Origin of the sequence: Alkalinema pantanalense CENA528 (assembly GCF_050753345.1) — a bacterium.
Lineage (GTDB): Bacteria > Cyanobacteriota > Cyanobacteriia > Leptolyngbyales > Leptolyngbyaceae > Alkalinema > Alkalinema pantanalense.
Map to the genome: position 1 here is coordinate 15,411 of NZ_JBLZFX010000033.1, position 23,511 is coordinate 38,921.

At 48.0% G+C, this 23,511-nt stretch carries 23 protein-coding genes and 1 tRNA gene; 12 read left to right on the forward strand and 12 right to left on the reverse strand.

The annotated features are described in order from the left end of the window. The first annotated feature begins 15 nt into the window (after positions 1-15). Positions 16-441, forward strand: coding sequence for a hypothetical protein (locus ACN4EG_RS12705; protein ID WP_431629908.1), 426 nt, complete (start codon positions 16-18; stop codon positions 439-441). Positions 442-798: 357 nt separating this feature from the next. Here the strand turns inward: ACN4EG_RS12705 and ACN4EG_RS12710 are convergent, their stop codons facing one another. Together ACN4EG_RS12710 and ACN4EG_RS12715 are read right to left on the reverse strand one after the other, a co-directional pair. Next, on the reverse strand, positions 799-1,953 hold the full coding sequence (locus ACN4EG_RS12710) for a hypothetical protein (protein WP_431629910.1): 1,155 nt from the start codon (positions 1,951-1,953) through the stop codon (positions 799-801). Positions 1,954-2,350: 397 nt separating this feature from the next. Next, the gene (locus ACN4EG_RS12715; protein WP_431629912.1) at positions 2,351-3,031 is read right to left on the reverse strand and encodes an Npun_F0813 family protein; all 681 of its coding nucleotides are present in this window, start codon (positions 3,029-3,031) and stop codon (positions 2,351-2,353) included. 457 nt (positions 3,032-3,488) lie between these two features. Between ACN4EG_RS12715 and ACN4EG_RS12720 the strand changes: the two genes are divergently transcribed. The 9 genes from ACN4EG_RS12720 to ACN4EG_RS12760 all read left to right on the forward strand — a co-directional run bounded on the left by ACN4EG_RS12720 (position 3,489) and on the right by ACN4EG_RS12760 (position 11,106). Further along, a tRNA-Arg gene (locus ACN4EG_RS12720) sits at positions 3,489-3,561 on the forward strand. 596 nt (positions 3,562-4,157) lie between these two features. Then, a complete protein-coding gene (locus ACN4EG_RS12725) occupies positions 4,158-4,766 on the forward strand; it encodes a DedA family protein (protein WP_431629913.1) in 609 nt (202 codons plus the stop codon). 142 nt (positions 4,767-4,908) lie between these two features. After that, entirely contained in the window at positions 4,909-5,565 is a 657-nt protein-coding gene (locus ACN4EG_RS12730; RefSeq protein WP_431629914.1) for a VTT domain-containing protein, read from the forward strand. Continuing rightward, positions 5,562-7,298: an ABC transporter ATP-binding protein gene (locus ACN4EG_RS12735; protein WP_431629915.1), complete on the forward strand. Its 1,737-nt coding sequence runs from the start codon at positions 5,562-5,564 to the stop codon at positions 7,296-7,298. The genes ACN4EG_RS12730 and ACN4EG_RS12735 overlap by 4 nt, the downstream gene beginning before the upstream one ends. A 441-nt stretch (positions 7,299-7,739) precedes the next feature. Further along, a complete protein-coding gene (locus ACN4EG_RS12740; RefSeq protein WP_431629916.1) occupies positions 7,740-7,958 on the forward strand; it encodes a hypothetical protein in 219 nt (72 codons plus the stop codon). A 435-nt stretch (positions 7,959-8,393) separates the two neighbouring features. Next, positions 8,394-8,945 (forward strand): hypothetical protein, encoded by a 552-nt coding sequence (locus ACN4EG_RS12745; RefSeq protein ID WP_431629917.1) that lies wholly within the window; start codon positions 8,394-8,396, stop codon positions 8,943-8,945. Beyond that, on the forward strand, positions 8,942-10,117 hold the full coding sequence (locus ACN4EG_RS12750) for a hypothetical protein (protein WP_431629918.1): 1,176 nt from the start codon (positions 8,942-8,944) through the stop codon (positions 10,115-10,117). Before ACN4EG_RS12745 ends, ACN4EG_RS12750 begins: the two co-directional genes overlap by 4 nt. A 576-nt stretch (positions 10,118-10,693) precedes the next feature. Then, positions 10,694-10,969, forward strand: coding sequence for a hypothetical protein (locus tag ACN4EG_RS12755; RefSeq protein ID WP_431629919.1), 276 nt, complete (start codon positions 10,694-10,696; stop codon positions 10,967-10,969). Next, entirely contained in the window at positions 10,966-11,106 is a 141-nt protein-coding gene (locus ACN4EG_RS12760; RefSeq protein ID WP_431629921.1) for a hypothetical protein, read from the forward strand. The genes ACN4EG_RS12755 and ACN4EG_RS12760 overlap by 4 nt, the downstream gene beginning before the upstream one ends. A 900-nt stretch (positions 11,107-12,006) precedes the next feature. Here the strand turns inward: ACN4EG_RS12760 and ACN4EG_RS12765 are convergent. The 4 genes from ACN4EG_RS12765 to phoU all read right to left on the reverse strand — a co-directional run bounded on the left by ACN4EG_RS12765 (position 12,007) and on the right by phoU (position 17,657). Further along, the gene (locus tag ACN4EG_RS12765) at positions 12,007-12,894 is read right to left on the reverse strand and encodes a hypothetical protein (RefSeq protein ID WP_431629922.1); all 888 of its coding nucleotides are present in this window, start codon (positions 12,892-12,894) and stop codon (positions 12,007-12,009) included. 414 nt (positions 12,895-13,308) lie between these two features. Beyond that, entirely contained in the window at positions 13,309-13,920 is a 612-nt protein-coding gene (locus tag ACN4EG_RS12770) for a flavin prenyltransferase UbiX (protein ID WP_431629923.1), read from the reverse strand. Between the two features lie 134 nt (positions 13,921-14,054). Beyond that, positions 14,055-16,460 (reverse strand): ribonuclease R family protein, encoded by a 2,406-nt coding sequence (locus tag ACN4EG_RS12775; RefSeq protein ID WP_431629924.1) that lies wholly within the window; start codon positions 16,458-16,460, stop codon positions 14,055-14,057. Positions 16,461-17,003: 543 nt separating this feature from the next. Next, positions 17,004-17,657 (reverse strand): phosphate signaling complex protein PhoU, encoded by a 654-nt coding sequence (gene phoU / locus ACN4EG_RS12780; RefSeq protein ID WP_431629926.1) that lies wholly within the window; start codon positions 17,655-17,657, stop codon positions 17,004-17,006. A gap of 453 nt (positions 17,658-18,110) precedes the next feature. Here phoU and ACN4EG_RS12785 point away from each other — a divergent pair, with 453 nt between their 5' ends. Together ACN4EG_RS12785 and ACN4EG_RS12790 are read left to right on the forward strand one after the other, a co-directional pair. After that, on the forward strand, positions 18,111-19,079 hold the full coding sequence (locus ACN4EG_RS12785; RefSeq protein ID WP_431629927.1) for a hypothetical protein: 969 nt from the start codon (positions 18,111-18,113) through the stop codon (positions 19,077-19,079). Positions 19,080-19,258: 179 nt separating this feature from the next. Next, positions 19,259-19,519, forward strand: a complete 261-nt coding sequence (locus ACN4EG_RS12790; RefSeq protein WP_431629928.1) for a DUF2584 family protein — start codon at positions 19,259-19,261, stop codon at positions 19,517-19,519. Between the two features lie 49 nt (positions 19,520-19,568). Here the strand turns inward: ACN4EG_RS12790 and ACN4EG_RS12795 are convergent, their stop codons facing one another. The 6 genes from ACN4EG_RS12795 to ACN4EG_RS12820 all read right to left on the reverse strand — a co-directional run bounded on the left by ACN4EG_RS12795 (position 19,569) and on the right by ACN4EG_RS12820 (position 23,282). Beyond that, positions 19,569-20,342: a hypothetical protein gene (locus ACN4EG_RS12795; protein ID WP_431629930.1), complete on the reverse strand. Its 774-nt coding sequence runs from the start codon at positions 20,340-20,342 to the stop codon at positions 19,569-19,571. A 31-nt stretch (positions 20,343-20,373) separates the two neighbouring features. Next, positions 20,374-20,739 (reverse strand): methyltransferase family protein, encoded by a 366-nt coding sequence (locus ACN4EG_RS12800; protein ID WP_431629931.1) that lies wholly within the window; start codon positions 20,737-20,739, stop codon positions 20,374-20,376. A gap of 159 nt (positions 20,740-20,898) precedes the next feature. Beyond that, the gene (locus ACN4EG_RS12805) at positions 20,899-21,243 is read right to left on the reverse strand and encodes a hypothetical protein (RefSeq protein ID WP_431629932.1); all 345 of its coding nucleotides are present in this window, start codon (positions 21,241-21,243) and stop codon (positions 20,899-20,901) included. A 77-nt stretch (positions 21,244-21,320) separates the two neighbouring features. Continuing rightward, entirely contained in the window at positions 21,321-21,656 is a 336-nt protein-coding gene (locus ACN4EG_RS12810; RefSeq protein ID WP_431629933.1) for a hypothetical protein, read from the reverse strand. Between the two features lie 267 nt (positions 21,657-21,923). After that, entirely contained in the window at positions 21,924-22,445 is a 522-nt protein-coding gene (locus ACN4EG_RS12815; RefSeq protein WP_431629934.1) for a hypothetical protein, read from the reverse strand. A gap of 132 nt (positions 22,446-22,577) precedes the next feature. Beyond that, the gene (locus ACN4EG_RS12820; protein WP_431629935.1) at positions 22,578-23,282 is read right to left on the reverse strand and encodes a hypothetical protein; all 705 of its coding nucleotides are present in this window, start codon (positions 23,280-23,282) and stop codon (positions 22,578-22,580) included. Between the last annotated feature and the right edge of the window lie 229 nt (positions 23,283-23,511).

Consider the following 23,511-nt stretch of genomic DNA (forward strand, 5'->3'; position numbering starts at 1 on the left):
GCCTGAGGCCGGAGAATGTCTGAAGATTTTCAGCCAGAGTCTGAAGTAAAGTCTGAAGTACCGGACTATCTCAAATTTGACTTAGATACAGCAGCCGATCGGCTCCACCGTTTAACCGTTGTGGGACGATGGCTGCTAGTTATTTTTCTGTGGCTGACCTTGGGAACTTGGAGCCTGTGGAGTTTGCGAAATTCGATCGCGCTGCTCCAGGAATATTTCACTTGGTCAGCGGTTCGATATGGCCTGATTTTTCACCCTTTCCCAGCGATCGGGCTAGTCACTTGTATTGCCATGACCCTCAGTGTGCTGATCTGGCAAAGTCGCAATATTCTATGGGGATTACCTCAACACGATCGGGATCAACTGAAAAAAAGGACGATCGCGATCCGACGCAAAGGAAGACAGCATCCACTCTGGCGCTGGGTCTTTGGTGCAGATTAGGTCTTTGGTGCAGATTAGGTCTTTGGTGCAGATTAAAAGTTACTCACCCTAAAAAACGTGAGTTCGAGAAGCAAAATTGGCCCTCACCTGGCCCCTGTTGAATGGAGAATTCACTTGACGTATTTGGGGAGGAGAGTCCCCTCAGCAGTAAGGTCATTCTCTGACGCCATGCCAAAGCAAACGGCCTTGAGGGGAAGACGCTCCCCAATCCTTACTGTGCAGCACGACGATTGATTCGTACCCCGACTTCATCAAATTCACGTTACAAACTATCCAAAAAACGAAAGGGGTGCAAATCTTGCACCCCTTTAATCATCATTCTTGTTGGAATCAGAATTGCTGCAACCCCTCCAATCCCTAGCCCCGCTTACGACCTCGGCGCGATTGGCTCAGGTCATACTCCAAGGCTGCTCCTAACCCAAACAGCACACCGCTAAAGACCCAGCCTACTTCTGGCAAACTACCACTCTTGTAGTTAGGATCGGCACTATTATATCGGAACCACATATCTGCCACATATAGCCAAAACGCAGCGAAGGCAATCATGCGCCAAGAGAGCGAGAATCGTCCTCCCCAAAAGGCCAGAAGCAATGTCGTTGCAATAATCAACAAAAACACATCGGCAATGATGTAGAAGCTATTAATCGGTTTCTTAAATTGTCCAAGGAATTGTTCCACAGTCAGCACCCACGCTGGCGCAGGAACTTCGGGTTCTACAGCTTCGCTGGGGGCAGCAGAAGGGGTTTTGGGTGCAACGGGTTGGCTGCTAGGTTTCGGTGCAGGTGTACTGCTTGGAGAAGTTGTTGCAGCCGTTTTAGGCGTTGCTTTTTGGGGCTTGGCAGATACCGTAGGACTGGGCTTAGTTGTGGTCGCCTGCGCCAAGAGAGGATTCCCTGAGCCATCTGAGCCCGCTGGAGCTGTCGCAGCGATCGCAGGAGCAGTCCAATCCCAGCCCTGGAATGCCATTGCTTGCTTTTCTAAATTCTTTTCCGCATTGTCAGCTTTGACACTAATCAATACGCCCGCTGCAACACCGATCGCCCCGATCGCTACGACAATAAACCATTGCCTCGGATCAAGATTCAGCCGACGATCGAGAACCGCCGTCACCATGCCATAGCCCAAGGAAATATAGGTGACTAGATAGAAAACATCTCCCGGCGAAATATCTGCGGTGCGCCCGAGTACGGTTTCCCAATAGGTGAACAGGATGCCACCGATCGCATAACACAGCATCCCAATCCCAATCCCAATCCACACCTTGCGACCACTGACGACTTGGTTACTAAACGCATTGCGAAAACAAAGTAAAGAAGCTGTTGCAAAGGCTCCAATCTCAAATAGTCCAGTACCTAAACCATACAACCAATACCAGAAGCTGTCTGAGGTGGGTGTCGCGTTAACGCCCTGGGGCCCAAACAGCAAAAAAAACATCAACGCTGCAAAGGCCCAGAGTACTTCAAATAACACAATAGCTTGGACGGAGAGTCCACGAGAGGCTGGCTTATCCATAAACTGTTGATGATTCGAGCAATTCCTGACAAAAATGATGCAAGTGAATGCAAGGCTATGTTACAGGTTGGCGGCGCGATCCAACACATTTTCCTGACGAAGTAACAATCTGTTATGCAAATCGTTGTTCAATGCCTCAGTGTTCAGAGCCTCAGTTCACTACCAGTGCGGCACGCCTGAACAGAGGTTGACTAGGCAGTAATGCCTGTGCTGCATCATACTGGCAACTCCCCAAAATGACACAGACTATTACAGCCATTACAGAGCCCCATATCAAACATTGAGATACAGCATGTAGACCACCTTGATATACAAAACGTTGACAGCAGGGCTTGCAGAATAGTGTTGATAGTCACTTAAGATTTCACGCAGAACTCATGGGAGTCTTCACTCATCTTCACTGCCAGAGAGACCCTGCTTGAGACCGTCCTAACCATTCTAAAAAGGCTTTACGTTCCTGAGAAGACAAGTCCTGCAACGCATCTAGCACACTGCGCGTGAATCCAGTGTTACCAAAATATGACTTTCCTAATCGATGCATTTCTTGCAATAGCAAAACCATCTGGGATTCTTGCCAAGGAGGGGGTTGGAGACTGTTGAGCGGATCCGCAGTTAGTAGTTGCTGGACAGCATCAGCCGTTTCTGCTTGGGCAAAGCGCCCTTTCTGAAACACAGCCATCACATCACGTTGAAATGCGTTGCCCTGCTTTGTTCCCATGAGATCTTCAATATCCAAGTACATGGACTGAAGCATTAATAGGCAAGCTTGTACTAGCAGAGGGGATCCACCCTCTCCGTTAGAAGATGAACCAGTCGAAGGAATGTCGCTTGTTAGTTGATCTAAACGCACCTTTCCCCAAATGCTGTAGCGTTCAGGTTCTTCCAGTAAGACGCAGGCTTTGCCCTGATTATCAGTCAACTCGCGCCATAGGGAACGAGCCTCCTCTTCTTGGGTGGCTTGGAAGACGTTCAGCAATCGAAAAGTCATCCCTTGATAAGTCAGAATGGGAATCTTCTGATCTTTTCGAGGGTGCTGAACACTTGAGATGTCTACATCCTGCCGTTTCAAAATGAACATAACGATGCAAGGCTAATGCTGATCTAGGTCAGGGGCGGGCGGCAGTTGCCGAGGCTATTGTGCACAGAAATGGTTGTTTTGTACACAGCCATAGGTCAAAGAGGGATCAAAACTCGCGCATAAAGCAGGAGAAGATGGGTGCTTAGCCCACTTAGAAACCCTAAATGTCAAGTTAAATGTCAAGTTTTGGAGAGGCAATCAACAATCGAGTGTGATTACAACCTGACTTCAACACTAACTTTATATGTCAAAAGGTTCGGGTTGACACAGATAGCACAAAATTTTGATGGTGGTCGGGGCAGGAGAGCCGATGGAGAATTGTTCAAGAATTTGGGACAAGATGGGCCGATCGAGGCGTTAGATTTCTCTCAGGGGCTGTCCGAAGTTTTCCAGTTTGCACTAAAATTTTAGGGAGTTGTGCAATTTCTCCGTTTCAAATTGCACCCTATTGAACGTTGGGCCCTTAGCTCAGTGGATAGAGCAACCGCCTTCTAAGCGGTCGGCCACAGGTTCGAATCCTGTAGGGCCCGTTCTTAGTTAATCTTCTTCGAGGCTACAGTTTGGAATACCGTTGCTTAGAACTTTGTTGCTGGAGCAAATGGCTTTCACTAGCCTTTGATCACTCGTCATGGTGTGGGAACTCGCAGCCCTTGGATGACCGAGATGCTGGGATAGTCGGGTGATACAAGGGCTTGACCTTCAGCGATCCCTAAACCTATGTCTGGGATCTGCACTAGTATCTGCATATGATGATCGTTCGGTCTGTCTGCGGGTTAACCATCTGTAAGGGAGTGAACTTTAGCAAAGTGTCAGGGATCAGCTAGAACCATCCTGTAATTAGGGATGTTTTGGCGAAAAGAATAGAGTTTGAGTCCCGATCGGTTTACTTTCCAGCGGTCTACTTTAGATTGGCGTTTGTACTTAACGCAATTTTCTACTCTGGTTGGAAGTTTCGTAGAAATTTCAGCAACTACAGGTAGAGTATTTTTTGAATTAGTCCAAAGTTCAGTTGAGAAATGTGCGCCTGATGGGGTTGAGATCATTGGCAGTTAAGAGCCTTGGCGGTTGAAAACACTGGCGATTAGGCACATTTCTCGCTGTTGAGAACATTTATTGTGAGGTAGTCATGGCGGAATGGATTAAGAACACGATGGAAGCGTTAGGGTATGGTGGCATTGCCCTACTAATGTTCCTTGAAAACATTTTTCCGCCTATCCCCTCTGAGCTGATCATGCCGCTGGCGGGCTTTACAGCCCACCAAGGTCAACTCAATGTTCAGTATGTAGTATTGGCTGGAGTGCTGGGGACCATGGTAGGCACCTTACCTTGGTACTATGCAGGCAAGATTTTGGGAGAACCTCGTCTCAGACGATTAGCCGATCGCTATGGTAAATGGCTGGGGATGTCCGGGGAGGATATCGATCGGGCCAATCGCTGGTTTTATCGCCATGGCAACATCACGGTTCTGATCTGTCGCTTGGTGCCCGGTGTACGGACGGTAATTTCTCTTCCGGCAGGAATCAGTGAGATGCCGATCGGTTCTTTTATGTTTTACTCCACCGTTGGCACAACCTTGTGGGTCAGTTTGTTGACCTATGCAGGATATATTTTGGGATCCAACTATGAACGGGTAGATGAATACTTGGCTCCTGTGTCTAAGATTGTACTAGTGGGATTATTACTGGCCTTTGGAATTTGGCTGTGGCGAAAACAGAATATTCAAAAACAAAAATAAGATTGCGGCGTCATTGAGATTACGACATCCAGAGCCTACCATCAGGTAACGCCGTCAGGCATTTTGGGAGCTAGGCTCGCCTGAGCGATCGGCTTTGTGTTGGCGTCAGCTATATCTATTTGGAGTGTTGTTAGGACTTGCCATGCATTTTGATACCGAACACCTACGCCAGTGGCTGATCCAGGTTGGGCCTTGGGTGGGACATTTAGCCATTTGGGCGATCGTCTTTGCTGAATCAGGATTATTGGTTGGCTTCTTTTTGCCAGGGGATAGTTTGCTATTCACTGCTGGTTTTTTGGCATCGGTACGAATTGACCCCCAGGTGGTAACTTCAGCCACTGTCCTCCATTTATCCTGGCTGGTTCTGGGTTGTATGGCCTGCGCGATCGCGGGAGACAATGTGGGCTATGCTACAGGCGCTCGATTTGGACGCAAGCTGTTTCAGCGCGAAGATTCCCGCTTCTTTAAACGCAAGCATTTGATCACAGCGCAAAACTTTTATCAGAAGCATGGGAAAATGGCGATCGTTCTAGCACGGTTTACTCCGATCGTGCGAACCTTTGCTCCAATTGTGGCGGGCATTGGCGCAATGAACTATCGCACCTTTTTGGTTTACAACGTTGCAGGTGGAATGTTGTGGACGTTGGGTCTTCTCTTCCTGGGGTATAACCTTGGACAAGTGATCGGCCCGGAAAAGGTGGATCAATACCTTCTGCCAATTATTGTGGCCATTATTGTGGTCTCTTTCATTCCGTCCCTGATTCACATTTACCAAGAGCGAAAGGCGAGTCGCCATTGAAAGCGAGTTCTAACTACCGTTCAAATTACTGGCACCTTCTGCCCTATGTGCGACGCCAGTGGCGGACGATCGGCCAAGCGATGGTCTGCGTTGTCATCTTCAGTGCCATTTGGCCGGTTTTGGCTGCGAAATCAGAAGTTCTGTTTGACTCAATCGGTCGGGGCAAGGTGAATCAGGTCATTGATCTGGTCATTTTTGCAGCGGGAATTTGGGCTGTGCAAAAGGTGGCCCAGTTCGGTATGGATTCCCTCATGGCCAAGGCAGCACTGGCGGTTTCTTTCGATCTGCGGAAGGATGCCTTTGCCCATCTCCAGTCCCTCAGTCTGAGCTATTTCGAAAAAGCCAAGACGGGCGATTTGAGCTACCGCATGACCGAAGATGTCGATCGCATTGGGGAAGTCATCAACAAGCTGTTCCATCAGTTTGTGCCCTGCATCCTGCAACTGATCGGGGTGTTGGGGTTCATGATTTATCGCAGTTGGCAGCTCACCTTGGCAACGCTCATCATTGCACCCTTGATGGCAGTGCTGATCGGTTGGTTTGGGGAACAAATGCGGCAACTGTCCCACCGGAGCCAGCGGCGGGTGTCTGACCTGTCCTCTATGTTGGTGGAGAATTTTAGTGGAATTCGGTTGATCCAAGCCTTCGCAGCGGAAAAATATGCCATTGATTTATTTGCGGAAGAGGCGGAACGCAATCGGCAAGCCAAGTACGTGACAGATAAATTGCGGGCGATCGAATATCCCGTCGTGGGCTTTTTGCAAGCCTTGGCCTTTTGCTTTTTATTTTTCCTAGGCGTCTGGCTCATTTCCCAAGGCACGCTGAAGCCGGAGCAATTTGGCAGCTACTGCGTGGCTGTATCGATGCTGATTGACCCAATTAATATCCTGGCTAGTAATTACAACGAATTTAAGCAGGGGGAAGCTTCCGTCGATCGGATTTACGAACTCATCGCTATTCAGCCCACGGTAATGGATGCGCCCCAGGCGATCCCACTGCCAGAGGTGTCGGGCAAAGTTGAGCTGGTCAATGTCAGTTTTGCCTACCAGCCCGATCGTCCCGTGCTACGAGATTTGAGTTTGTTGGCGGAACCGGGACAAATGATTGCTCTGGTCGGCTCCTCTGGGGCGGGCAAATCGACCTTGGTTAACTTAATTCCTCGGTTTTACGATCCCCAAGATGGTCAAATTCTGATTGATGGGATTGATATTCGCCAAGTGACTTTACGCAGTTTGCGACGACAGATTGGCATTGTGCCCCAGGAAACGACGCTCTTTTCTGGCACGATCGCGCAAAATATTGCCTTTGGCCAAACGGAAATTGATTTAGACGCTGTACAGGAAGCGGCTAAGATTGCCAATGCCCACCAATTCATCATGCAGTTTCCCCAGGGCTACCACACTTGGGTTGGGGAACGGGGGGTCAATCTCTCCGGCGGTCAACGGCAACGCATCGCGATCGCCCGAGCGGTTCTGCTCAATCCAAAAATCCTGATTCTTGATGAAGCGACTTCTGCGCTAGATTCCGAATCTGAAGCGCTGGTTCAGGAAGCCCTAGAGCGCATCATGGAAGGCCGCACGGTGTTTATTATTGCCCACCGTTTAGCCACAGTTCGTAGCAGCGATCGGATCCTGGTGATGGAAAAGGGGCAAATTATCGAGTCAGGTAACCACGAGCAACTTTTGGCTGCCAACGGTCGCTACGCCGGATTCTACGCCCAACAATTTTCTTGATGTAAGATTGGGTGGCTGTACCCAGTCCTTTTGGTATACGGGTATCTAACGATACTCGATCGATTTTTGAGATACGGATTGACAGTGCCCTACTTTAGTTTGTACGGTTGTCTTTCATAGCGATCGCCATGGACATCCTTCTTTCACGAGACGGTTTGTACGAAGCATGGGGTCGCTGGGTTCCCAGAAATTTAGGGCACTACCCTTCGTTGTACCACCAACTCCGGGTAGCTATTCCCCCTCGCTGTGCTAGCAGCAAGGCGGCTTGATGAGGATTTTAGCATCTGACCGAGCCACTCTTGTTTGTGATGTCAAACGGGGTGGCTCTAAATTTTTGGGCTTTCTTCCGCCCTTATCCCCAGCCCTTCTCCCCCAGATTAGGAGAAGGGAGCAAGTTTGCAGCGGGAAGGGATTCACTACAAACAGGAGAAGCTCAACATTATGGCAAAGGGTTTTAGCGATCGGGGCGATCGTTCGATTCAACATGAGAAACAACGCTTACAGTTCCACTTAATCGGTCATCCAGAATTCATCCAAGACACGATTAATCAATTGCATGTCCATCGGATTGCGGACAGGATTCATTGGAGTCAACCGATGAAGATTGTGCATTCCGACGGGCAATACATCAGCATTCTCAGTCGCGAACGGTTGCGATAACAGTTTTAAAACGGAGGTGTTCTATAGTTTTACTCATCTGGCAGACTGTAGAACACCTCCGCTAGAAGCAGAGATGGTGATAGTTGAGAGCGATCGTGTAGTTTCTCACTCATCTGTGTGATGCAAAGTTCGATCGGCTTTTCAGATTGTTTCGTGGGCAGTCGTTTTCGAACAAAAATCTAGAAAGACTTCATCATTGGCCTTGTCTAACCGATCGTTGCACCTGACTGGCAATGTTACACTGTCCTCAGCAAAGTCAACTCACAGCAGGTGAACTTTGCGTTGGGCTGCTTCATATCCCGGTGGGGCAGTAAATCAGGGCTATTTGTGAGTATCAAAGGTTGATCTACCTTAACACCTAGACACCTTTTATAGAAGCCAGTTAGATTGGTAGATAATTTTATTTATGCTCGTCTTCTGCGTAGGAAAACCACTTTGACTGAGAATAATCCACCTCTTCTACCTTTGCAAAATATGGCTGATCGTCATCAAGCCCTTACACCCTCTTTAGCTGGTAGCTATCTTGAAGCTGCAAGAGTATGCCTTGACCGACATCATGTTTCTCCAAAAGAATTTACCTTGGAAAATGATAGAGTTGAGTCTATCGCAAAAGTAGAATGGGAAGTAACAGACAGTAGAGTACAAGCGGCTTGGGCAAATGCAGATGATGCAACAAGAGATGGAGCCTATGCATTTGCAATTGCAGCTACAGAACTTCTGAAAGGGATGGTCGCTGTACGTCGAGCAGAAACACGTACTGGTGCTGATTATTACATTGCTTTATCAGGTCAGGATTTAGAGGACTTAGAGAATTGTTTTCGATTAGAGGTTTCGGGAACACATTTGGATAAGTCAGAAGTAAAAAGGCGACTTCGCATAAAACTTGATCAAGCAAGACAAGGTAATAGTAACCTACCTGCACTAGCAGCCGTGATTGGATTTCGGGTACAGTTGATATTACTTCAAACGGTCGATGAAGCATCATGAGTTGGTTAGTGCATCATACTCGAAGTGAAGGGTATGCGAACCAGGCAGAAGAGTTCAGCAGGCGACACGAAAGCGATCGCGCTGCTGAACTCTATCGTTTGGCTGCCGAAGCGGAGGCAAATGCACTAAATAATCTTGATCCTAGCAAAACGAGAACAATTGGTATAACGGCTGTCAGCGCTGTCTCTCTCTATTTCAAAGCTCAGGAGTTTTTGCAGGCGAGGAAACTTGCTCATAAATGGTTAGCTACTGACCTCCTCCCCCTTTTTGCTATAGAAGAGTTAGAAGATTTACTGCAAATTATCCGCTTTGAGGAGTCTCGCGTAAAGTCAGGGATTCAATTCATTGAAGGTGAAGTACTAGTCTCTGTAAAAGGTGGAGAAGTTTTATATGGTGCTGCTCCTTTAGAGCTTGTTCTCCGGAAAGTAGATCAGATTAGTAAAATTTTTTACAGAACTACTGAAATGCTCTTAGACCTTCCACTTCGTAAACGTGGAAGCCCAACTCAGGATGTCAAGAAATATTGTGATCCTTGGCTTTTCCAAGCAGTTCCAGGCAGTTATCAATTTTCAGTACAAGTTCGGAAGCCGCAAGACCATGAGCAACTTAGTCTTAGTCTTCCTGGTATGTCTGCTGCTGATGTCGAGTTGCGTGTAGAACAAATCACCAAAAAATTCCTTGATGTTATTCGCGCAGCGACTCAAGATCCAGAGGGTGAATTGATAGAGGTTGTTCCCCAGGAAGATTACCGGAAAGCATTTTTAAAGTCGGCACAAGATCTTGCGCCACCAGTAACAGGTAAAACGTTTAACCAGATTGAAATCAAATCAAGTAGTGATGATGAACCACGTCCTGTAATCCTATTACCTGAAACTCGTTCAGTGATCAAAGAAGCCTTAAATAAATCCGAGCCTGAACCTCCAGAACTGCCGGAATATAAAGTTACATCTCTCAGAGGTACTTTGCGAAACTTACATTTAGATGATGATTGGCTTGAGATAAGCATCAATGGGAAGTCCCAAAAAATCTATGGTGCTGGAGAAGAAATTGATGATCGAGTTGGACCTATGGTAAACCGTGGTGTTGTTGCAGAGGTTCTTGAAAGATCCGACAAATCGGTTGAGAAAAGATACTCCTTGCGTGACTTGCAACTAGAAGAAGACTTGTTGTAACACCAGCCGCCCAATCTGGTCGAGGAGGGAATTTAACCCTCCCCTCCCACACCACCCATCGTACGGGTTCGCAATGGGCGGATCAGATCGATGCGCAAACAACACTGATGACTTAAGCGTAACCTTAAGCTTTCTTCCAAAGTTGCTTAATTGAGAGCAATCCCTGTTTCTTCAACCATTCATTCGTCATTCCCGTTTGCGTTGCCAACGTCTTTAACAAGCGCCAATAGCCTTTACGACTAATGCCCGTCAAAAAGGTAACTGGCTCATTAACCCAGGAACCCGTCCGCGAAAGCAGCGATCGTGGTATTTGGGAGCGATCGGGGTGCTTTCCCCCTCATTTGTGTGATGCAGAGTTCGATCGGCTTTTCAGATTGTTTCGTGGGCAGTCATCCCAAGTTAAATCTTCAGAAAATCTTCCTCATTAGCCCAACTTCATTTTTAGTGTTGGAATTTTCTACTGCCATTTTTTCTACTGCCATTTCAGGATATTTGTGATTGTTGCAATCGTCTACGTTGGGATCAGTATAATCGGGCGGGTTATGATGGTAGGCATGATGTTGAAGGGTTAAGCATATGGCAATTCGGCAACCCCGCTATAGTAAAGAAGAATTTGCCCGCCGTGGCAATGAGATTTATGAGTCTCAGGTGCGATCTCAGGTCGAAGCTGGCAATCATGGAAAGATTGTAGCGATCGACATTGAAACTGGAGCCTTTGAAGTAGCTGACAATACGATCGCGGCTACGGATCGCCTTTATGAGCGTGTACCTGATGCCCAACCTTGGGTGATTCGGATTGGACATCGCACCGTTTATCGATTTGGTTCTCGGAGCCTGAAGAAGTCTGTATGATGCAAGGTTTCGTGAATCAAAGTTGCGAGGCGATCGTTCTGGTGGTTGTAGGTCATAACAAAGCGCGGCAGCAAATGGTTCAGGCAGTGATCGATACAGGCTTTACCGGATTTTTGTCGCTTCCGTTATCTATTTGAATCGCTGGAATTGCCCTGGATATTCCGCGATTCTGCCACATTAGGCGATGGTAGCGAAGTCCTTTTTGATATGTATCGTGCCTCCGTCATCTGGCATGGACAATATCAAGTTGTAGATGTAGCAGCATCAGAGGCAGAGCCGCTTGTAGGCATGAGTTTGCTGTTTGGTTCTAAGCTGCTAGTTAAAGCAGTTGAGGGTGGCATCGTAACGATTGAAGCTATGACGTAGTTGATAGCCATTTCGTTGAGGCACGGTCTAACAACACAGTGGAGCGGACGGTACAGAGCCTTCGCGCTTCGTTTCAGTCCTATCTGCTGCCCCTCACTTTAGCCGTTATGCAGCGGAAACCATGGTTAGGACTAGCGATTTGAGATGGTTGTTCAGGCAAATGGAGGTGTTGCAGGAGTCTCATCGCCCCAATTGCCAAGGTTGAGCAAGTTCAAGACCTCGATACACTGATGAGTCTGGAAAGATGGGGAAAAGTTACAGGGATTAAGGGCGATCGCATCCCTTGGGCACTGGTTCCGCCGCGTGGGAAAAATCGCCGAAACCCTTATGATTCGCCAATTCAGAGGATTACGCTCTTGAACGGCTGTATCCCTTGCTGGATAAGGGTTTCAGCCCAAATTTCCCACAACACGGAACCAGTGCCCCCCCTAATATTCTCTTTGAAAATCTCAAATTCCGCACAACTTTTCCCTTCCCCTCGGACTCCAGGTCCCCGGTTAGCCCTGAGACCCAACACACCTTATGATCAGGGCTACCCCCCATGGTTAAAAGGGATCGTCTACCCCTCAAAATTGCCAACAACCAACGGAACTACAGAAGCGTAAAGGATGACAACGAGACACTTTTACAACTTCTGCATGACAACGATCGCTCAGAGATGCACTGTTTCTCTATTTCCCTGTAATCATCCAAGTTTCTGGTAATCGACCAAAACTCGGTAAATCAGGAAACTGGTAGGGCTGCAAGGTCAGGGTTTGCAAATTACCTTTCCGTACTAAATACCGCATTAAATGGGCAGAACCCGCTAGCAAGTCTGCACTCCCCCAGTCGATATTTTGGGATTCAGGCAACTTCGGTTTACCTTTAAATAAGCCTTTAATAAATTGCAAAATTCCCGATTCCGGTGAGAGTTGCAGATAGGTATAAACAGATTTACGAATTTGTGCTTCCAGCTTTGCTGGATCGTCGATCGTGCCATTTACAAGATTGATAGCAAAGCGCGATCGTAGGAATTGCTCAACATGATCACAGTAAGCAGCACTATTGTAATTTTGGATTGACTGAGAGAGGCTGATTTGAGAATTTTGGTTCAAATCTTGACCAATGACATAGGCTGCAACATTAGCGGCTAGATCACTATCAGACGCATAGCGATCGAGCACTTCCTGTACCGATGCAAATTGTGCTGATTGTTTTCGATAGGTCGCGATCGCGGAACCGATATCCCCAGCCCAAGCGGTGTGATCGGCTGTCCAAGTAGTCAGGTCAGCAGCCTGAAACCCTGGCTGTTGAATTTGGTCAGACAGGGCGGCAATAAAATGACCAAAATCAGTGATTTCTCCTGCCACCAAAACATTGCCGTCTAAGGCTCCATCGATAAATTTTTGAGAAAATCCCGTCGCGATCGTCCAACTGCGGGTGGTGTAAGCAGCTTTGGTATACCCCCGTAGGCGATTGACAATTTCATAGGTCGATCGGCCCTTCTGGGCCTGTTCAAAGCTTTGAATAAACTGGATCAATGTATCTAGGGTAGAGCCAATGGCCCGAAGCTCAGCCATGGAAAGTCACCTGAAAATTTACGAAGCATTAGCAGAATTGATTTGGATAGAGCAATAGTTCGATCGAAGGACTCGATCGTGATTGCTGGGGTATCTAGAGTTGGCTACAAATATCCCCAGTTATTATCTTGACTCAAATTCCCAATCCTGAACACTGTCAAACCATTTTTTCCATATCATGACGCATCCTGGGATGACATATCTAGGAGGATCAGGTTTCCAGGTGGTGGCTGAAGGTTTAATGGATACTGCATTACTTCTAAAGCGTTGAGAGGCAATATTTTTCATTAAAATTTTCATAACTACAATTTTCATAACTGTAATTTTTATGACTGTGATTTTTATAACTTTAATTTTTATGATTATGATTTTAAGGATGTAACTTAAGTAGGTAGTTTTAAGATTGCAGTGACATTACAATTTTTCTTTCCAGCGTTCGATCGAAACACAATCAATATCAAGTTGATCCAATGCACGGGCAACCACAAAATCAACCAAATCCTCGATCGTTTTAGGATGGCTATACCAAGCAGGGATCGCAGGGACAATCCTTGCACCAGCTTCTGCGAGAGTCGTGAGATTGCGCAAATGAATGAGGTTAAAGGGCGTTTCTCGGGGCACAATCACGAGCTTGCGACCTTCCTTTAATTGCACATCCGCCGATCGCTCCAACAAATCCGAACTGAGGCCAGCCGCCAACTTGCCCACGGTACTCATACTGCAAGGCATCACTAACATTCCAACCGTCCGAAAAGATCCACTAGCAATATTGGCTCCCACATTGCCAAAGGGATGACAGGTCAGTTGCCCGCCTTGCATGACCCCACATTTTTCTCGCCAAAACTTTTCCTGATGCAGCGGATCAGTCGGCATCTTAATCCCTTCTTCCTCCAACCAGACCATATAGACTGCTTTGGAAGCCACTAACTCAATCTGCCAATCAGCTTCTAACAAGAATTTGAGTGCTCGGACAGCGTAAATCAATCCTGAAGCTCCAGAAACACCCAAAATCAAAGGTCGCGCCATGTAGTTTACTATCCCTAGTGATGCAGAAGGGCACAGCGCATAAGTCTGTGCCCTAACATGAATTTCCAGCAGTCTACCAGAGGGATTTTAGCCAGTCAAAAGGCACTGATGCAAAATCCCTCGCAAGAATTGGTTTATTCGTCATCCCCATCAAAGTCATTGTCAAAATTCCCCCGATCGTCTTCCTCATCATCGGGCGCAAGGAAGATATCTTCACTGGCGGTACTGCCCCCGCTGACTGCAACCAGGTCAATTTGTTGACGGTAGTAGTCTACGCTCTTGACTTGGACTTCGATGCGATCGCCGAGGCGGAACTGCTTGCGATTTTTACGACCGACCAAGGTTTGCTGGCGAGAGCGGAACTCATACCAGTCATCCTTGAGGGAACTGACGTGAACCAAGCCCTCAACGAGTAATTCCTCAATCTCCACAAACAAGCCGTAGGACTGAACACCCGTAATAACGCCATGGAAGATTTCGCCAGTGCGTTCCTTCATCAGTTCGGCTTTTTTCAAGCCTTCCAAATCATTCTCCGCATCCTGCGCCACCTTTTCCCGCTCGCTCAGGTGAGCAACAACCAGTTCAAAATGGGAGGCAAGTTCCTGTTGCAGCTTGTCTGGCAGAACGTTCCAGGTAATTTCGCCATGGCAAGAACTATGGCGAATGTCTACCCCTTCCTTCGATCGAGCCGACTTACGATCGCGGCCTTCCTCAAACATGGCATGCAGAGTGCGATGGATCAGCAGATCAGGGTAGCGCCGTACCGGGGACGTAAAGTGCACGTAACCCTGCTCTAGGGCCAGACCAAAGTGGGGTTTGGCGGTCGTGCTGTAAAAGGCCGGTTTGAGGGTGGAAAGCAGCAGATAGGTCAGTACCCGCTCCGAGCCCCCGGACTCCGCAAACCGTCGCGTAAAGTTTTGGAAGTCAAGGGGAGAGACTTCTTCTTCATTCTCTAACGTGATATTAATGCCCATCCCCGACACCAACTTCATTAAGTCCTGGACAGCATTTAAATCGGGTGAAGGATGAACCCGATAGACCGCAGGCAACTCCAGCGCTTGCAGGTGCTGAGCAACGGTTTGGTTCGCCAACAGCATCAATTCCACCACCATGGAGTGGATAGGCAGGCTAGGGGAGAGCACAACGGCCCCTAAGGCCCCTTCATCGTCATAGTGGAACTTGCTGAAGGTGTATTTGGCTTCATCTTCGGGAGATTCGATCCCATCGGCACGGGCGTAGATCTTCTCCGGTAGGTTCAGTTCAAAGGCCCCCCGCGACTGCCGCTGTTCTTTAATGGCGTGGCTGAGACGATCGAGGTTGGCCAGCAGGTCAGCGATCGGTTCAAAGACTTCCAGTTCCTTGGACTCTTCCTCCGCCAGAATGGCCTCAGCCTGCTCATAGCTCAACTGATAATCCACCTGGATCACCGTCGGTTGAATCTCATACTCTAGGACTTCCCCTTCGTCGTTGAGGTTAAGCAAGACGGAAAGGGCAAGGCGATCTTTCCCCGGTTGCAGGGAGCAGAGATTATCCGTGATCGCTTCCGGCAGCATGGGAATCACGGTTTCGCCTAGGTAGATCGACACACCCCGCCGTTGAGCCACCCGATCGAGGGGCGTGCCCGGTTGCACATAATAGGCCACATCAGCAATGTGGATCCCCAATTGCCAGGTGTCGTCTTCCAGTTCCTCTAGGGTGATAGCATCATCGGCGCTGTCTTCGCTGTGGGCCTTGATCGTGATCGTGGGCACATCGCGATAATCAATGCGCTGTTTGAGTTCCGCCTTAGCAATTTTGTTGGGAAGCGCTTTGGCCGCAGCCAGGACATGGTCGGGGAAGCTACGGGGCAGGTCATGCTTGCAGCAAACAATTTTGATGTCATCAGCTTCGTCATCGGTGCCGAGGAGTTCCGCCACCTGACCGATCGGGCCCGTGCTCCCTAAGGGATAGCGCAGAACTTCGACATGCACGAGTTGATCCAGGGCTTCGTCAAGGTTGAACTCGCTATCTTCCAAGATGACTTCAAACAGGAGTCGATCGTCTAAGGGGACAGCTCTAAAGGATCCGTCATCTAGTTTTTTCAGCCGAGCCAGGATGGAGGGATTGGAGCGTTCCAGGATGAGGCGCACTTCTCCTTCGGGACTACGGCGACGGCTACCTTCTTTGGTGACGCGCACAAGAACCCGATCGCCGTTCCAAGCAGTATTGAGTTGGCTTTCGCGAATGTAGACATCCTCTGACTCTTCTGAGTTTTGGATCGCGAAGCAGAAGCCTTTGCTGGAACAACGCAGTTTACCTTCTACGACCCCATCTTCGGTTAATCGCCGGTATTTACCCCGTTCTTTCTCAACGACACCTATTTTTTCTAGGGCATCTAGGGCAATCTGTAACTTGCGAATATCGATGTCCGTCTGACACTCTAGCTTATGTTCTAGGGTTTTAGGGGCAACCAGTTTTTCTTCATCCAGATTTGCCAAAAGTTCGGCGATCGAAAAATCCATTGTAGCGATCTGTCCTCGTTGATGGTTTGCTTGCGGCATCACCCTAGTCCGGGGCACTTCAGCACAGTCGGCAAGCGATCACCTAGTTTGGAAAACACCCATCCAGTTCTAGATTGCTTAGGAGTCTTACATACACAACTCTCTGCAACCTATTGGAGGCACAACATCCAAGCCGATTTGGCTACACGCTCACTGAAGCATCTTCCCCAGCAGTGCTTCTGCAATCCCAAATATTATGCTTTGCCTAGGGCAGAACAACATAATATTTCTGTCCAGCAGAAGCGGATACTCACGGATCCGGAGCTTCCGCACTGTCTATATAATCGTTCCTCAGACCCGATCGCTCTGTCAACCCAATCACCCCAAAAGATTCAAGAAGATTCAAGAAATTGTCGAAGAATTGATACTTTTGCCATTGATGCCCGCATCATTCGCATGTTCACCCTGCGAACCGGGAGGGACTCAACGCCATTGTCGCGATCGTCCCGTTGATTCGGTCCCCGGATCCCAACTTCACTGAATATGGGCTCACAAGTCCTCACATCAATGCGGGCTTGTGAGCCCTAACGTTGCCTGCGAGCCCTAACGTTGACCAGTGACGATGTAGGAGACACGCTTGCCAATATTGGTAGCATGGTCGGCAATACGTTCCAGGTGACGGATGGCAAGAACCAGGAGGACGATCGGTTCAATCACGCCCTGCACCTCGGTTTTGTAGGTCAGCAGGTTATAGAGCATCTCGTAGTCAGAATCGATCGTGTCATCCTTAATCTTCATTTCCTGGGCAGATACGGCATCGAGATCCGAGAGGGCCGCCAGACTCATCGCCAGCATGGCTCGACAGCGATCGAACATGACTTTTACCTGGTCCAGATGGGGGGGATTTTCGTAGGGGAACAAACGAATGGCCACTTCTCCCAGATTTTTGGCATAGTCTCCAATTCTTTCCAAATCGCGCACCAACTGCATCATGGCACTCAGGAGGCGTAAATCTTGGGCCACAGGAGACTGGAGGGCGATGAGATTTACACAATCTAGCTCAATCTGCTTATATAGATTATCGATTTCTTTGTCTTGAATATTAATCTGGTCAGCAGCATCTAGGTCGCCATCAAATAGGGCTTGTCGCGCCAAACAACAGGAGTGTTCTACCAACGCACCCATCTTTAGAACATCTCGCTGAACCCGTTTGAGCTGTCGCTCAAAGTTAACCCGCATTGGTTCTTGACCCGCCATTGATGCATTCTTAAATACCATTCTGATTTATCTCCTGCCCCCAGATTTTATTAAGGAAATCTTTAAGCTTTCAATATAACAACTGTTAATAGATTATGCGGGTAGCCTAAACAACCTTATTGGGCTTCCCAGGGACTTTCGTTGAAGTTATGACGTTATGGATCCCTGTATTGGAGGAAAAAACTGGCCATGGGGAAACGAATCAGGGGAGGGATTGTGGGAACGATCGAACCCATTTGGCTACCCATCGATCGCCAAATTTGGGGAACTGAGCCTTGGATGGGTGGGCAAGCGGGGATTTTTCAGGAAAGTGTTTCAAAGGACTCAAGATCCGTTACTCTTGAGCCTAACAATTGATCATTTCTGGGATCACTCCTAGGGATTGCGGGGAGTGATGTCATCCCAGGAGACACGATCGTAGATAATGTCTGTCCTTACCTACCACAACACAGTATGAATATGTTGGCAACCCAAGCTCCCATGGCGGCGTCCAGTGCCGCTGAATCTGGCTCAAATTTTCGAGCGGTTTTATCTAGCCAAGCCTTGTTGAATCAACTCCGTGCCCATTACGCAACGGGCTGCTTACTGTCAGATTTGGTACAAACCCACAGTGACCAATTCATTGTGAAGGCGATCGTGGAAGTGGAGGGGCGGGCCTTGGCCTCTGCGCTGGCGAGTGCATCTACGGTGGAAGCAGCGGAAGACCGGGCTAGAATTCGGGTATTGGCCGTGTTAGGAATTTCGGCAACGGCTCCCTACGTTACATCGATGGCGATTCCGGTGGCAGATGCAGCAATGGGACGGCCTGAGATGGTCACGGAACTCTCTGGGGTAGCGAGCATTACCGAGGGGCTACCTGCTCTCAATGCAACCAGTTTTGATCCAGTGACAGGATCTGCGGCGGTGGTTTCTGCCGTAGATTCCACAGTGACCTCTACAGTGACCTCTACTGCAACGGCTGCCCCGAAGCGCAAGGGTAAGACGGATAAAGCCAAGGTGGAAAAAGTTTCCCAGGAGGATCCGATCGCGGCTGTTGCAGAGGTAGAACGCTTACCGGAGTTGGCTGGGACGGTACCGGAACCGTCGATCGCGCCTGAGGTGGAATCCCATACCCCGATGGATTTGCCAAGAGAGGCGTTTGAACCTGTGGAGTATGAGTATATTCCAGAAGAGGAGCCGGATTTTGGGGGAGCGGTAGCGCCTGCAGAACCGCCGATGGATTTGTCCGATGCGATCGCGCAAATTGGGACGGAAATCGATCGAATTGGTTGGACGAAGAAGCAGGGCAGTGCGTATTTGCAAGAAACCTACAGCAAGCGGACAAGGGCGGAGCTAACGGAGGCGGAGTTGTTTGCGTTCTTGAAGTATCTGAAATCTTTACCGTCTAAGATGCAGCCCAATTTAAGCCAGATTCCGTTTTAAGCCCTCTTAAAGCCCTCAATTTTTCGAGGAAGGCTGTGATGGCCTAGGGTGTTTTGAGACTACCAGAATCCTCAAAACACCCCAGCCTGATAACATGCTGATAACATTTTCAGAACACCTTGCCAGCCTCTTCCGTTCAGGGGAATAGGTTGTGTACGATCGTTAGGAGACTCTAACGGATGGGAATGCCTTGCCAGGTCAACAGTATTGTCAAGCTCAAGTCGTCAGAGTTTCCGGTGCCGCTCGTTGAAGCTGGCGTTCACACCGCTCGGAAAAGTGGCTACCGTATTTATCCGATCGAGGTGCCGTTGCAACTGGTTGATGAGCAATGGCAAGCCCAGGGAGAAGTGATCATTCAACGCCTCACCTGGGAAAACCAAACCACTACGATCGTCTATCGCATCCATCGCTGTTACGCGGTTCCCTTTGCGGTGAAATGATGACCTCTGGCTGGATACCACGGACGGGATGACGGGATAGGGGATTTCCCTAGGAAGCACTCAGGTAATTGCGAGCGTGAACCATCGGGGTCGGACTGTGAGCGTGGGTTCGGACATCGGTAAACTGGCCGACTGCATCCTCATTTTGAGCATAGGCCAGTAGTTCATAGGTCCAAGCCGTAAAAATATCAAATACTTTTTCGACTAACTCGATCGCGATCGCCTGCTCTGTCTCGGATAGCACAACTTGCCCAAGGAGTTGCTCACTATCGAGGGATTTGGCTGCATGACCATTTTCGAGATTGAAATGAAACTGACCAAAGTATTGATATTCTTGCTGATTCAGGTCTTGTAGTACTTGGGTAATTGCAGACGTTAAGCTAAATAAAACATTACCCGTTGCTTCGATCGCTTCAATGACAGCAATTTTATAAATTGGCTCCGCATGGAACGTATAAGCCGCTAGCTGGTAGGAAAGTTGCCGTGTAATTTTGGTTTCATCGCCCCAAAGAAAGCGCAGAGTCTCAACAAAACCCTTGGAGCCATTCAATCCCAGGCGATGCAAATCGGTTAAGAACCAGGGATAGTGGTGATCATCTTCATAGGTATGTTCATTCACAATATTTTGCAATGGACTTAGGGATTCATGGCTACGAAAGACATATTTATTGAGATCCCCAAAACTCATAATGAAATGAGCCATACAGGGCGCAAATGCCAACCGCCTTTTGGGCTCAATCGTAGCATCTTGCATAAAGGCAAATAAAGGCAATTGCTGGTAGGCTTGCTTTTTCTGTTCGATGAATTCCAGGATACTTTTCATTGAAACCTCTGAGAGAGCAGTTATGGAAGAGTTACACATTTTTTGAAAGGGACTTATACAGGAATGGCAATGGCAATGGTAATGGAATTAACATAGGCACCCGCGATCGGTAGTTCTCGTATATCTCACCATGCGCTTGGATCAAATCCCGTTCTTCAAACTGAATGGCAACCAGAATGTAAACCGTTGTGATTACAGCGAAAAATAAATGGGCAGCGGTCATTCTAGGAGTGGCCCAGAAGGCAAATAACCACCCGAGGTAAAGGGGATGGCGCACATATTGGTAAGGGCCAGGGGTTTTGAAGGCGATCGGGGTGTAGGGTTGGTTGCGTAAATACAAATAGACCTGCCGCAATCCAAAAAGGTCAAAGTGATTAATGACAAATGTGCTACCCAAAACGATTAACCAACCTAGGGCACAGAGTAGATTGAGAATGCCTTGCCCCGTGGGCTGGTTGACCTGCCAGACTAGTGGTCTGTCAATTTTGATTTTGTGCGTTAGTGATCTCCAGAATTCTTATGGAATAGTCGATTTGGAATAATGTCACTCACAATTTTAAACTTGACGCTCCACTAGCCCTCCCATCGGTCGCCATTGCCAAAATAAGACAAGTAACGCGACGCTCGACGCCAAAACATAGGTACTGCGCTCGATCGAGTCTGGAATCACCCGCCGCCACCGTTGCTTGAACCCAGGACGCGCCATCACACTATGCTGAACAGCAAACAGCCCCAATAGCAGAGAATTAACCAGAAGCGCTTCCATTAGCGATCCAGTCATCCCCGAATCCAACGCTTTTGGCACAATGAAATTGCCTACAAAACCGATCGCATACAAAAACGTGAATAGAAAGAGCACATAAACGATCGTGCCGTAAACAAAGGCAAGAACACGACCCATGATGACTAAAACCTCCACTGGGATGATTGTAAATAGCAACTTTGCAAATGAAGAATGACGAAGACAGGATCGCGTATTTATTGCCCCCCTTCATCGGGGTCATCCACTAAATTGATCTGAGATTCCTGGGAGAGCACCTTGATCGATCGGGTACCCGGTGCAAGTTTCCGAGTCCTACGAAATTCCGCCAATGAAGCAGCTTTTTCAGGTAAAGGAATAATCACCGTTTCAAAGCCGGGAAGACTTTGGCTAGGATAGATGTAATTCGGGTACAAAAACCAATATTCAGAATAGCGATCGGCCTTTGCGCTTCGAGCAGGGACATAGATCCGCCCCACTTCCTGCCCATTCTGAAAAATCCCCATAATTCCCTGTTCCATCTGGGCTGAAGCGGGTACAGAAAAGATTTGCATCAGAACCATGCAGACTAGTAAAACACAGGGGATGGGTAGAAATCTACGCTTGAGTTTCAAGGTGAAAGATTGCTTAAGTAAATGCATAAGGATACAACATTTTAGGAGTACAGGATAAACAGAGAACCAATGACGGTATGAATTGTGGAATGTATGAGTCAAAATTGACTGCTAGAAAACTATGGATTTTCACATTAAGCCCTAGTGATCTGGCAGCCAATCTACAAACATCACACGCACATCACACACATCACAAGAAGGAAAACGCTAGCGGCAACCGGGACAATCTTCGTAAAATGCTTTCACCATGGCGTCTAACTCTTTTCCATGGTTGACATATTCAGCCCACAGATCATCGTAACTCGTCACAAACGTCTGCCACTCACTCTTAACCGTATTCAGTTCAGAATCCGGACTGGAGCCAACATCCTTCAGCTTGGAACCTAAAACACCGATCGCCACCCGCGTGCGTTTCAGGTTTTCCACCACGGCATTCTTTTTAGGCCCCCAAGCCCAGCTCCGATCCTTCTCATGCAAGCGCTGTCCTGTGGCTTCTAATTTGTTTTGTACATAATCTAGATTGGCTCGCAGTTCATCGGTCAGATTGTAGGCATCTCTTAAGCGCTGGGCAGACACCGCATCCACTAACATAGGATAAAGTTTCTTGGCATTTTCCCAATTGGCTTTGCGCGACTCATCCAGTTGGGCATGGCTGGCGGGAACATGGGCCAGCAACATCGCCACAGACATGCCGATCGCAACCAAAGGGGACAGAGATTTCAGTTTCATGATGTTCTCCTAGCGAGGAATGAATTGTAAAAATAGACAAGGGAAATTGTTGGACTAGCAAAGTCATCAACCAGTACGGCAATCTAGCTGCACTACAGCAAAGACACCGTTCACGACTGCGATCGAGGCAATCTAGAGATCACCTGTTTGGCATTTCTGACAGATCTGAACACCTTTATCGGCATTAGCTGCAGCCTCTACGTGTTGTTTGTTACCTTCTTCCCAATAGGTAATCAACTGATTCGCGATCGCTTTGATGTCTGGATCGCTCTCGTTTTTAGCTTTGTCGATCGCATCTTGAAAGGCTTGCTTCACTGCAAGACGAGCGTTTTTACAGTTTGTGCCTTTAGTAATGCGGGTATCAATCTCTTTAAGGTCATTCTCTAGCCGACTGGTTTTATCCGCTAGAACATCGGACATCCGTTTAGTCGCATCATTGAGCTTATCAATTTTCTCCTGGATGCTCCGTTTCTCATCATCCGTCGCAGCTTTGGAGAGATCATTGTTTAAGCTTATCAACGTATTCTTGTTCTCATTAATCTTGCCTTGTAACCCGTTTATGTCTGCTCGAATCGATTTGGTTCCAAGGGAATCACAACTCCATTCCGTTTTGCACAAGTTGTTGACAATTTCTTGTTGTTCATTAGCAGTTCTGCGCAAATTCTCATAGGGAATGGATTCTATCCCTTTAGCATTAAGTGCTGCTTTCCAGTTGTCGAGGGATTGCGCCACGACGATGGTTGGAGAGACGGTACAAGCAGTTCCCACGATCGTGGCTAAAAGAAAGGCATAGCGTATCGATCGAAGGAAACGCACCTGTGGGAATAAATCATTCATTATTTTGACTCCCAGTTTAATAATCCGCTGGAATATAGGAGTTTAGATAGATAGCTTAGTTCAGTGAAGTGCAACGTTTCTTGCAAAGCCCTAGGAACCTGGCTCAACCTGTTATTCCTTTCCTCCAGACACCCATGCAATCTACTTTATTGATGAATCATTACAGACCTCAAACTCTGTATATTGCGTGAACTATTTATAGTTATAGAAACCTTTGCTCAAGTCCAGA